General features: G+C 41.1%; 7 protein-coding genes. 2 read left to right on the top strand and 5 right to left on the bottom strand.

The annotated features are described in order from the left end of the window. The first annotated feature begins 54 nt into the window (after window positions 1-54). Window positions 55-966, top strand: a complete 912-nt coding sequence (locus H9N25_RS20760; protein WP_190327097.1) for an AEC family transporter — start codon at window positions 55-57, stop codon at window positions 964-966. A 293-nt stretch (window positions 967-1,259) separates the two neighbouring features. Here the strand turns inward: H9N25_RS20760 and H9N25_RS20765 are convergent, their stop codons facing one another. Together H9N25_RS20765 and H9N25_RS20770 are read right to left on the bottom strand one after the other, a co-directional pair. Next, window positions 1,260-2,453, bottom strand: a complete 1,194-nt coding sequence (locus H9N25_RS20765; RefSeq protein WP_167296006.1) for a C1 family peptidase — start codon at window positions 2,451-2,453, stop codon at window positions 1,260-1,262. Between the two features lie 103 nt (window positions 2,454-2,556). Further along, entirely contained in the window at window positions 2,557-3,984 is a 1,428-nt protein-coding gene (locus H9N25_RS20770) for an L-serine ammonia-lyase (RefSeq protein ID WP_167296007.1), read from the bottom strand. 113 nt (window positions 3,985-4,097) lie between these two features. On the opposite strand from H9N25_RS20770, the gene H9N25_RS20775 reads away from it, so the two are divergent. Further along, a complete protein-coding gene (locus H9N25_RS20775) occupies window positions 4,098-4,589 on the top strand; it encodes an RDD family protein (RefSeq protein ID WP_190327098.1) in 492 nt (163 codons plus the stop codon). On the opposite strand, the gene H9N25_RS20780 is transcribed toward H9N25_RS20775, so the two are convergent. Genes H9N25_RS20780 through H9N25_RS20790 form a run of 3 tightly spaced genes read right to left on the bottom strand, consistent with a single transcriptional unit; the run spans window position 4,570 to window position 12,224 of the window. Then, entirely contained in the window at window positions 4,570-5,229 is a 660-nt protein-coding gene (locus H9N25_RS20780) for an MgtC/SapB family protein (protein WP_190327099.1), read from the bottom strand. The two genes, H9N25_RS20775 and H9N25_RS20780, sit on opposite strands and share 20 nt — an antisense overlap. Before the next feature lie 23 nt (window positions 5,230-5,252). Then, a complete protein-coding gene (locus H9N25_RS20785) occupies window positions 5,253-6,269 on the bottom strand; it encodes a PorP/SprF family type IX secretion system membrane protein (RefSeq protein ID WP_223833459.1) in 1,017 nt (338 codons plus the stop codon). Window positions 6,270-6,272: 3 nt separating this feature from the next. Continuing rightward, a complete protein-coding gene (locus tag H9N25_RS20790; RefSeq protein WP_190327100.1) occupies window positions 6,273-12,224 on the bottom strand; it encodes a PKD domain-containing protein in 5,952 nt (1,983 codons plus the stop codon). Between the last annotated feature and the right edge of the window lie 260 nt (window positions 12,225-12,484).

Raw genomic sequence — 12,484 nt, forward strand, 5'->3', positions numbered from 1 at the left:
GTACATTTCTTATTGGCGTTTTTCTTTTATAAATTATCTTTGCGCTAATACTCAATGGCAAACTTCATTATTATAGGTTTATGCATTTTAGCGGGCATTCTTTTCAGAAAAAGCAAATCGCTACCCAAAGATGCGCATAAAGGTATTAATGCCTGGATTATTTATATTGCGCTACCTGCAGTTTCATTTAAATATCTGCCACATGTTACCTGGACTAAAGATTTACTGCTCCCGGTACTGGCACCAGTTTGCGTGTGGCTATTTGGTTGGTTATTTATTACCCTATATAGCCGTATCCAGAATATTAGCAAGGCCACATCTGGTGGGTTAAAACTAACCAGTTCTTTAAGCAATACGTCATTTGTAGGTTTCCCATTAATTGTGGCTTATTTTAGCGAAAAGGAACTGGCAATAGCCATTATCTGCGATCAGGTAACCTTTATGCTTTTATCTACCATTGGTGTTATTGTAGCCATCCGCTCGTCGCAAAATCAAAAGTTAAGCCCGAAATTAGTCTTAAAAAAAGTAGTGACCTTTCCGCCGCTTATTGGTTGCTTTTTGGCACTAACCCTCCCTCGTTTTATTGATATTTCTTCATTAGATCCATTATTTGAGAAACTAGCAGCTACGGTTGGCCCACTGGCATTGTTTTCGATTGGTTTACAGCTAAAATTTGGTGGGTGGTTTAATGAATTGAAACACATCAGTTTTGCTTTATTGTATAAACTGATTTTAGCGCCCTCGGTAATTTTGGTTGTGGCACTTGTTTTAGGCATGAGTGGAATAATTACCAAAATAACCATTTTCGAAATGGCCATGCCAACCTTGTTAACCGCTGGTGTGGTAGCCGATCAGTATAACCTTAATCCGAAGCTTTCTAATTTGATAATTGGAATCGGAATTTTATTGTGTTTTATCACCACGGGTTTATGGTGGTTGGTACTGACTTATTCAGGGCTGGTTTAAAATTATCTCGGTTTAACCGCAGAGTATGCAAAGAGAAGGCGCAGAGAACGTAGAGGGAGCCTTATGCGCTTAAGTTCGATTAATATTTATTCGTGGTGACCAATTTTTAACCGAATTTCTTGATGCGATCGTCATGCTGAACTCGTTTCAGCATCTTTTTGCTAGAGAGGCCCTGAAATAAATTCAGGGTGACGACTATAGGTTATACTAGCTGCTCTAGGCCCTTTGCAGTTCAAATCCAACAAAAAAGCCGCAAAATTTCTTCTGCGGCTCCCTGGATAATTTAGTTTTAATTACAAAGCTAATTTTTTAGCAATTGCAGATGGAATACCTGCTTTGTTTAATAAAATTGCTGTTGTTTTATATTTTACATAGTTTTTGGTAACGTATAAATATCCTTTATAATCGTTACTTGCTCCCCAAGAGTTTTTAACGATATAATATTCTTTACCTGTTTGATCTTTAGCTAAACCAACAATGTGCATACCATGATCATCAGTAGTTTGATAGTTATCGAATGCAAGCTGACGGTTTTCCTGCGTAATCTCCATCTCTGGCTGTGGACCGTTGAACATGTCTGCTTTTTGTTTTGCTGTCATATCAGCAAAAGGCGTTTGTGGAACAAAAGCCACACCATTTTTCCAGCTGAAGTTTTTTTCGCTGACATCTGTAGCCCAGGCAACAGTATAACCACCTTTTAAGGCGTTATCGATAATGTCTGTTAACTCGTTCACTTTTACGTTATAAACCTGATCGAAAGACCAGTTATCGGGCACTAATAAAGTAAATTTGCTGTAGAAAGGGTGATCGTTGAATGATGAAAGTTCTACATAGTTATCGGCATTTAAACCCACCACTTCCTGAGCGAAAGTTTTTGGTGTGTATTTTTTGCCATTATAGGTGAAGTTTTCTGGTACAGCACCTAAATAAGCATCAATTACACCAGTATAAGCTTTTAACCAATTTGGAGTTAACTCGCCATTCGCATTCTTTACAACAGCTTCTAAAACACCTTTTTCGATATCGCCAAGCTCTGCAGTTTTATTAATTTTAGTGCCATAATTTAATCCGGTATATACCTCCTGCGGAACCGCACCGTATTTTCTGTACATGTTGATTACATCGTGCAAAGCACCGCCATCGCCTAATGAAACCGCACCATGCATACGCACGTAATTTTTACCTTTTTCTACATAAGCATTACGGGCCGAAAAAAGCTGAGATAAGGTTACGGGTTGTTTACCCGCTTTAATCATTTCTGATTCTAAAAATGAGTTGGTAGAATAGCTCCAGCAAGTACCTGAAGATCCTTGGTTTTGAACCGGGGTATTGGCCAGGTTAATCACTTCAGTGAATTTAAAAGAAGCAGCACTGTTTTCGCTTTGGTTGTTTTTTAAAGAATTAACGAGATTGTCTTGCGCATAAGTCGCCGATATAGATAACGACAAAGCCAAACCAATCACACTGATTTTTGTGTAGTTGATCATTTTTTTATGAATAATTAATAAAGTCAGCGAATGTAAAAATACTTGTTGATTTGTCACCAGAAAGTTTGTAATAAATCGATCATTTTATTGCAACAATGTTGAATTAACATTCTGGTAAACTGATCGGAATATTGGTTGCCAATCCTCCATCAGATGTTTCTTTGTATTTGGCATTCATATCAAGGGCGGTTTCCCACATGGTATTTACCACCGCATCTAAACTTACTTTTGCCTTATCAGGATTGCTTTGTAATGCCAGCTGGCTGGCCGTGATGGCTTTAATGGCACCCATAGTGTTCCTTTCGATACAAGGAATCTGCACCAAACCCCCAATCGGATCGCAGGTTAAGCCTAAGTGATGCTCCATTGCAATTTCTGCAGCCATTAAAACCTGCCTTTGCGAGCCGCCTAAGCACTCTGTTAAAGCTGCAGCAGCCATGGCTGAGGAAACACCAATTTCGGCCTGACATCCGCCCATGGCAGCTGATATTGTTGCCCCTTTTTTGAAAATACTGCCTATTTCTGAAGCACAGGCAATAAACTGGATGATTTTTTCTTCGCTATAACCATCACAAAAGGTAATAAAATATTGTAATACGGCTGGAATTACCCCAGCAGCACCATTAGTAGGGGCAGTTACCACACGACCAAAAGATGCATTTTCTTCATTAACCGCTAGCGCGAAACAGCTTACCCAGTCTAAAGTATAATTAAAGCCGTTTCCGCCTTTTCTAATGGCTGCTACCCAGCTGTTATAATCAGAATATTCATTATTACCAATTAATCGTTTATTTAGCGGGAATGCCCGTCTGGCTACATTTAAGCCACCAGGTAAAAAACCCGTGGTATGGCATCCGCGATAAATACAATCGCGCATTACGGCGAAATGTTGCAAAATGCCTTTTTTTGTCTCTGCTTCAGCGCGCCAAGCCAGTTCGTTTTCCATCACGATTTCGCTCACCTTTAAACCGGTAGATAAACACCAGTGTAAAAGATCTTTTGCTTTTTCTACAGGAAAAGGGAGGTCTACCTGGGCTTTTTTGCTATTGTCTTCGCCTTCTTTTACCACAAAACCACCACCAATAGAATAGTATGTTTCTGAAAAAGCTTTTCCATCTTTTAAAAATGCCTGAAAAGTAACCGCGTTTGGATGGAAGGGTAAACTTTCAGCAAAAAGAAAAAGCAGGTCGTTATCGTAATCGAAATCAAGAATTAATTGATCAGCAAGATTTAACTTCTTATCTCTTTGGATGCTTTCAAAAGTAGGGGTAACGGCATCTACATCAAAAGTTACCGGATCAGCTCCTGTTAACCCGAGTAGAATAGCCACATCTGTTCCATGGCCTTTACCTGTTTTGGCAAGCGAACCATAAAGCAATATCTTGATGCCTTCAATTTCATCAATCAAATTGTTTTGAGCAAGCGAAGCAGTAAACTGTTGTGCTGCGCGCCATGGACCTAAGGTATGTGAGCTGGATGGGCCTATGCCTATTTTAAAAATATCGAAAACCGAAATCTGTTCCTTGATCATTATGAATAATAGTTACACAAAGCTATGATTGTTTTATGATTTTGGATAAATTAATTTTCGCTGGTGACAAAAATATTTTACCTTAGAAAAATCTAAACCAAACGCTTCAAAACATGGACTTTAACAACAACTATCAAGAAATTGATTTAAACTACTGTCGCGCCAGCTCAGGTAAAAGATTTGCCAATTATATCATCGACTTAATTGTCTTTTACATTATTCTTTTTGGTATTTACATCTGTGTAGGAATTTTACTTCCTGGAGTTTTAGATGGAATTAATGATCTTTTAGACCGATTGATTGCAATGGTTTGTTATGGCTTTATTATGTGTTTAATAGAAGCTGTTTCACATGGAAAATCAATCGGGAAACTCATTACGGGAACAAAAGCCGTAAACTTAGATGGTAGCGAGATTGATTTTCAAAAAGCATTTACGCGAAATATGATCCGCGTGATCCCTTTTAATGCAATTAGCGCCCTGAGTAATCCTTGTGATCCCTGGCACGATCGCTGGTCGGACACGATAGTGATTGACGAGAAAAAACAGGGCTTACAAAGCCAAAGGATAGATCTATTTGATTCGGTTAAAAATCAAACTCTATAATATCATTATCTTTAAGCATACGGTCTACAAATTTCTGATGATTTTTTGGCGTGCCCGTTGCCGTCCAGTTTCCGGTAATAATATTGCCTGCCAATTGGTGCTTCCCACGTTGGGGTTTGAGTTTACTTTCGCGAAAAACATCTTCGTAGCTTTCTAAGTTGCCATGCGTATGCTGTCTTTTAACAATGCGGTAAACCCGCTTAGTAAAACGACGGTCGCCAATTTCTTCTAAAAAAGGGAAGATAATCAAAGCCAGCATTACCACAATGGTAACACCAATGGCCTGTTCGTAATAGCCAGCGCCTACCGCCATACCAATGGCTGCAACAATCCAGATGATACAGGCCGTGGTGAGGCCTTTAACGCGGTTTTCTTCCTTAAAAATTACACCCGCCCCTAAAAAACCAATGCCGGTTACAATGTTCGATGCGATGCGGTCCTGACTGGTGGCCCCGATATTGATGGACAGTATGGTAAATAAGGTCGCGCCCAAACCAATCATCATCATGGTTTTGAGCCCGGCAGATTTACTTCTGTATTCGCGTTCGGCTCCAATTATACCGCAAAGTAGGGTAGCCAATAGAAACTTGTTGATTTCACTTTGTGTAATGAAATGGGCTTTATCTAAAATCTCGTTCATTGCCTTGAGTTATTAAAGGCAAATTAATAAAAATCGTAACATCTTAAGCCATTTGCCCTGCCACCATTTGAACTATTTGGAAAGTATTTTTCGTAACCTACGCCAATTTCGGATGTTCCGCCCGTGTTACTATAGTTGATTTTAGAAATTGTAGCATCATGACTGATTCCTAACCTGAATTTTTCGCCATTGGTTCTGCGATTAAAAATATCGAAGATTACCGAAAATACAATTGCATCATTTCCATTTGAATTGCCATCGTTTCTGTACCAGATGCCTGCATTTATACCGGCATATTTATATTGCATACCTGCGCTGAAAGATTTTACGTTGCCTTGTTTGTAGGCAACGATGGATGGAATGAGGTAATTTCCATCGCGATCGTACTCATCAGGTACTAAGGTTAACTTGTAACTTAAATTGCCTGAAATGCGCATGGGTAACCTGGCCTGAAAACCCGATAAGGATTCATCCGGACGATTGAGGTGATGCACTGCTAATCCCAGCATGAATTTTCCTATCACCAGGTTAGCACCGGCATTGGAATCGAAATAATACCGACTATCTACACTTGGCCTTTCGGCGCCTGAAATACTGCCCGGAATATAACCTGTATTAATATCAATCTGATCGCCAAAAACAAGTTTATCCCAGTTTAGCTTTTGGTTGGTAATGCCCCCCTGCAAACCAAACGAGAGCGCAAAGTCATCTCCACCGATGATATAGGAATAACTTAAGGCAATGTTATTCTTTACCAGGTAGGCCGTGCCCTCGCTACTGCGGTTAAAAATAACCCCGATACCACTGTTTAATCTACGCAGGTTGAGATCCCCAGAAGCCGTCATGTACGAATAATCGCTGGCCAAACCTGTCCATTGGTTACGGTAAAGAGCGTTAAACCTGATATCGCCTTCAAACTGTCCTGTTAATGCTGGGTTTAGGTAAATGGGTGCATTGTAAAACTGTGAGTAAATGTGGTCTTGTGCAAACGAAACCATTGGCAGCAAACAAAATAAAAATATGATTATCCTTCTCCCCATTATCTATCTGATTAAATATATTACACCTGTTTTTTTCGGAGGAGATGAATCGTAAGTCATCCCTTTCCAATCGCTGCCATTAATAAATTTGATATCTACTTTCCAGTAATAAACACCCTGTGGCTGATCCTGGCCTTTATAAGTGCCGTCCCAACCTTCTAACGGCGCACCATCATCCAATTTGGTTGTTTCCCAAAGTAACTCTCCCCATTTGTTAAAAACAGACATGTTCCATTCTTTTATGCCCCGGCCTTTTGCCTTAAAGGTTTTAATCTCATTTTTCGCGCTTGCAGGCATAAAAGAGTTGGGGATGTTTAGATAGCCAGGTACACCGATAATCCGAACAGATTGAAAAGTGCTGGAGGAACAACCTTCTTTGTTCAGCACTTTCAGCGTTACAGTATAAGTACCCTCGTTGGCATAGGTATGGTTCGGGTTTTGTAGGGTTGATCCCGATCCATCACCAAAAGTCCATTCCCAGCTTACGGCGTCGGTACTGATATCCTTAAAGGCAAATGAATAATTGGGAATGGATACTTCGTTACCCGGAGTAACAGTGAATGTAGCGACTGGTGGGGCAACAATGTGGATAAAACCGGTTTTACTCACAGGAGTGCTGCATTCAGTGCCAGAGGCTGTTAGGGTAACGGTATAATTTATTCCTGAACCGGGAAAGGTATGCTGTGGTTCAAATTCACTTGATTTTGGAGAACCATCGCCAAAATCCCAAGTGTAGGCTATTGCACCTTTACTATTGTTTTTAAATTTAACAATAAGGTTGGTACAGCCTACTGTCCTGTCTGCTGTAAAATCGGCTGTTGGCGATTCTAAAACCGTTACGGTTTCTGTGGCGAAATTTTTGGAACAATCATTTTCAGCATCTAGTCTGATGGTATATCTTCCTGGTTTAAAAAAGGTATAAGGTTGGTTTCTTAAAGTAGGTATAAACGGAGGTAATTCTTCGCCAGTATCTTCGTTTTTAAAAGTGTAAACGAAACGGCTGGCACCACTTGTGTTATTAATCAAATGCACCTCATGAGGCGCACAGCCTCTTTTTTCGTTTCCATTAACTACCAAAGATGGAATGATGTTATTTGGCGAAACCCTGATTAGAATAGGAATTGCACTTGTTTCACCACAGCTATTTTTAGCCGTCATTTTTACCACAAAATCTTTTACCTCCGTTGTTTTGAAGGTATAACTTACATCTCTTTGGTCAGGGTATGATTTCGGATCACTACCATCTCCAAAATCGTAGGTGTAAGTGGTGCCAGTGCTTGTAGGGCTAGTATTTTTAAAGGTTACCAATAAATCAGAACATCCGGTTGTTTTATCAGGAAAAAATTGAGCAATAGGTTTTGCATGCACAACAATGTCTACAGTTTTTTCAACTGGGGGACCACATGGTGGGGTTGTTTTTAAAGTAACTGTGTAGGTTTTATCTTCCCCATTTACATCTGGTTGAAAAATTTGAGGTGGTGGCTGAGCTAAAAAAGACCTTGTTCCATTGCCAAAAATCCATTCGTAAGTGGCGCCATCAATTGGCGTTGTGGTATTGGTAAAGCTTACGGGATGCGGGCCACATCCTTCTGTTGGACTTGTGGTAAATGATGGTGTAACTATCGGTAGTGTGCTAAATACTTCACTTTTTTCGTCTGGATTACAACCCGTGCTACTGGTAACAACGAGTTTTATGGTTACGCTTTCGTCGCCATTCATGATGGTATAACCTGGAAATGTTGCTCCTACTCCGATCTGTACATTATTGGCAAACCAGGTATAAATACTGTTTCTATCAGGATATAATGTTGCAGCGATATTGCTTGCATTTAGAATAAAAGGTGCGCAATCAACATTTTTAATGTAGGTAATCTCCGCCTTAGCATGCGGATTAACCGTTATTTTAATCTGGTTGCTTAAATTGTTATTGCAAGGGCCGCTAGCTACCGATCGACGGTAATAAATGCTTACAGTTGGTGTTGGAGGCGTAAAGCTTACACTGTTTGCGCCCAATACATCACTCCAGGCGGTTCCATTTAAGCTAGATTGCCATTGATACGTGTACGTTCCACTGCCGCCGCTCGGCACAGTACCTGTTAAAGGCGCAGCAGCTGCGCCGATACAAATGTTTTGATCGGCAGAAATGGTATTGTTCGTTAAGCCTGGCAAAACAGTAATCAGTAGCGAATTACTATTTGAAGTACAGGTGCTGTTCACCACTCTTCTGACGTAGGTTGAGGTGTTTACAATTAGGCTTAAGTCTTTGTTGATGGCAGAAGGAATATTACTCCAGGTATTTCCGTCTGCACTGCTCTGCCATTGGTAGGCGAATGTTCCTGTTCCACCAGTTGGTATATCGCCAGTAATCGTGATGCTTTGGCCTGCACAAATTGGTGCTGATGATGGGCCAATATTATTGGTAACAGGTGAGTAATAGGTAACCGTAACATCATCTACGGATGGAGGGCAGCCGTTAAAACCAGAAATGGTCCATCTGAAAGTATAAGTCTGCCCAGGAACCAAACCCGTAACCGAAGTATTATATAGGCTAGGGTCGGTAATTACAACGCCCGCTTGAGCCGATACGATGATCCAGTTACCACTGTTAGGTGCCGGATTATTTCCATTTAGGCTAATGTTGCTCCCACTACATAAACTTTGGTCTGTGCCTGCGTTTGCTGCAACTGTGCCCGGATTTACAGTAATTGTAGTTACGCTTGATGTGGCTTCTGCGCAACTTCCACTTTGTACTACCGCACGGTACTGCGTAGTTATGGCGAGGTTAGAAAATACATAAGGATTTGCTGTTGAGGTAATGGTAGACCAGTTTACCCCGTTATCGATAGATCTTTCCCAACGGATAATATTTCCAACCTGGCCGGTTAAATTGATGTTTCCACCATTTGCACCTGCACATACATTTACGTCACCTGTGCTTGTGCCGCCAACACTGAGGGGATTAACCGTGATCTGAACATCATCATTGGAGGTAGAACAGTTAGTGTCGCTTATTGTCCATCTAAAGGTATAAGCATTTCCGGCCTGTAAACCAGTAATTGTTGTATGGCCCTGTGTATCATCAGCAAAAGTTACGGCTGTTGGCGCAGTAACGATTGCCCACTTGCCTGTGCCAACCACTGGCGTATTTCCTTTTAACGTGTAAGTAGTAGCGTTGCAAATCGCTTCATCCGGGCCGGCATTTGGCGGTGTTACGCTTGGCAAAACTGTAATGGTAACGCTGGCGGGTGTACCTGGGCAGCCATTTGTAGATACAGGCGTAATGGTGTAAGTTACTGTGCCTGGACTAGTACCTGAGTTAGTTAAAATATCGTTAATCTGCGCTCCTGCCGATGCCACGGCTCTATTGCTATTTCCGGTTATTGCACCAGTTACCGTACTGGTATAGGTATAGTTTACAGCTGTTAGGTTTGTTGCTAAGGTAATATCCGATGAAGTAGCGTTACAGATGGTTGTATTGGCTGCAGTTGGTGTTACAATAGGGTTAGGTTTAATGGTAACTACAAAATTAAATGGCGTTCCATCGCAGCCATCAAAATGGGGAGTGATGATGTAAGTTACACTTGCATCAGTATTTAGATCGGTATTGGTGAGGACATCGTTAATAGATCCGCTTCCGTTGGGGGTATAGCCGGTTGCAGATGCACTTCCAGTAGCGGTCCAGGTATAGGTTACGCCTGCTACCGCAGAAGTTGGGGTATAGGCAACACTATTACCTGTACAGATGGTTTTAGCTGCTGCACTGGTTAAACTGATATTGGGTTTTATTTTTAAGATGATATCATCGTCAATCTGGTTGCAGGGGGCGGCCAGTGCAGTAGTAACCCTTAGCCGTAAAGTAACTGTCCCTGCTGTTTTTTCTGCTGGGGTTGGCTCATAGGTTGCGTTTAAATCGTTTCTGCTAGGTGTAAATGTTCCTAACCCGCCAATCCAGGTTTGTGTAGTGGTGGCGCCAGTTATGGTTCCGCTAAGTGTAAAACCGGGATCGTTAAAACAAATGCTTTGGTCAGGCCCTGCGCTAATTACGGGTGCCGTGCTGAAGGTTAAGGTTTGGGTATCTTCGGCCGTTCCGCAATTATTTTTATGGACAACCTTTATCGTATAAGTATCGTAGCTATCGAATTTTATTGATGGATATTTAGAATTCGCGGTTGTGCCACCAGTAAAGCTATAAGTTCCTGATCCCGATGGGGTAACTGTCCAGGTATAGCTATCAGGTAGTTCCTGAGTGGTTCCGCTAATTAGTGTTTTGGTGGGACCTGTTGTGGTATTGTTAAAATCGTAAGTGGCCAGGTTACACAGGGTAATATCAGGCGATAGCGTGGCTACAGGAGCCTCATTAACCACAACAGTTTGGGGCGGACTGGGGATTATGCCACATGATGGCGTGCTGATACTTAAAGTAATGGTATAAGTGCCAGGGCTGGTAAAATTAAACTCTGGTTCTTTGCTTGCTGCATTTGTGCCACCTGTAAAAGCCACAGCTGGACTAACTGACCACGAATAGTTATTAGCGGCATTGCAGATATTGTCTAAAATAGAAAGATCAGTTGCTTTTAACGTTGTTCCAGAACAAATGGTAGTTGAAGGCAAGCTAAAATCAGGCTTTGGCGGATCTTGGATACAAATTTTGTTATTGGCCGGTTCGGCATCGCAATCGGTTGAAAGATTTTTGGACGTTAATGTAACCGTATATTCTCCATGGGTAGGAAAGCTGTATACAAAATTGTATGATTTTGGCTTATCAGATTCTATGATTACACCATCCACATACCAGTTATAGGTAATGTTATTTGGGGTACAGCCTGGAGTATTGGTAGTTGGGTTTTCACCCAAAACAGATGTGTTAACAAATGTGATATTTGCATTGGTACAGCCTGGTGTATTATAAGTGAACGAGTTTATCGGCTTTACGACCACCTTTGCTGAAGAAGAAACTGGCGTACCCATGGTATTACAGAAAGCATTGGATACGCGGATGGAAATGTCAAAGGCATTATAAATGGTACCGGCGCTCGATGTAGAAACACTTCCACAAGATGATCTGTCATAAAGATGCGTTACCTTCCCGCCATTAGCAATAATTTCGCAAAGGGTGTGTGTGGTTGTAGCTTGATCACCCCATGTGATGGTGTAAATATCTCCCGGGAAATTGTTTTGAATGCCCGAACTCGAGGAAACATCTACATTAAAGGTAAAATTAGCCGTAGGTAAACATTGTGCCGTATTTCCGGTGTTGGCAAAGGTTGTTATCGCTTTGTTGTTGATCAGCAGGTATGCTTTGGTTGCAACCGAACCATCAGGCATTACTGCTTTGGTATAAATGGTGTAATGTGCTTGTTGTGCTGTAAAGCTTTGTATTGCTGTAGGGAAGGCGATTTGGGATGGCGCCCCTCCATTTACTTCGTCGGTTATGGTGGCAGTAACGGAGCTGTTTGCTGTAGACTCATTTTTTAGAAAGAACGAGTTATTGGGCTTACTGGTGCAGGTGCCAAAAGTTTCATCATTTGCCACATTTAACAAGGTTGAAGTTAGCTTGGCCTCAACCGCCGTTCCTGCCTTTATTTCAAATGTCGACGAGGGCGCACTTACAGATATTGGATTGGTTGTTTTTACCCTTACGCTATAGCCAGTACCTGGGGTAAGGCCAACAGGGAGTATACCATTTATATAAGTGCTATAAAAACCGGTGTAAGTTCCAATAAGGGTTTCGGTACCGAAATTTCCATTTTGATCTGATAAATAGAGCTGAAATTGATTGTTCTGTAATATACAGCTCGTAGGTACGGTAAAAGGAACAGCAATTGTACTGCCAGGTGTAAACGGCCCAGGATCTACCGCGCCAATATTAACTTGGGCAAAACTTGTTGACGTACACAAAAATGCCCCAAAAAATAGGACAAAAGAAATCCATTTCCTTTTACAATGAATCTTCATAAATCTCTAACACTAGGGAATGATTTTATTGCGTTCTGGAAGCTTTGCTAGTTAAATCTTGCTTTAAATCCAATCTCAGAAATGAGTATTCGGCCTAAGACGCGTCAATAAATATTCGAATGCAAAGAACGTGATTTTTATGCTACGCTTATAAAACTTTACATCAACATCAACTAAATGAATGGGTTATAGAATTGATAAAGCTTCGTTTTTGATAGCAATAGGGCATAAAAAAACCCTCAGGGCATTAAGCCTTGAGG

Source organism: Pedobacter riviphilus (genome assembly GCF_014692875.1).
GTDB classification, from domain to species: domain Bacteria; phylum Bacteroidota; class Bacteroidia; order Sphingobacteriales; family Sphingobacteriaceae; genus Pedobacter; species Pedobacter riviphilus.

Coding starts and splice junctions, on each gene's coding strand:
- H9N25_RS20765 (WP_167296006.1), bottom strand. CDS start 2,453: ATGATCAACTACACAAAAATCAGTGTGATTGGTTTGGCTTTGTCGTTA.
- H9N25_RS20760 (WP_190327097.1), top strand. CDS start 55: ATGGCAAACTTCATTATTATAGGTTTATGCATTTTAGCGGGCATTCTT.
- H9N25_RS20770 (WP_167296007.1), bottom strand. CDS start 3,984: ATGATCAAGGAACAGATTTCGGTTTTCGATATTTTTAAAATAGGCATA.
- H9N25_RS20780 (WP_190327099.1), bottom strand. CDS start 5,229: ATGAACGAGATTTTAGATAAAGCCCATTTCATTACACAAAGTGAAATC.
- H9N25_RS20785 (WP_223833459.1), bottom strand. CDS start 6,269: ATGGGGAGAAGGATAATCATATTTTTATTTTGTTTGCTGCCAATGGTT.
- H9N25_RS20775 (WP_190327098.1), top strand. CDS start 4,098: ATGGACTTTAACAACAACTATCAAGAAATTGATTTAAACTACTGTCGC.
- H9N25_RS20790 (WP_190327100.1), bottom strand. CDS start 12,224: ATGAAGATTCATTGTAAAAGGAAATGGATTTCTTTTGTCCTATTTTTT.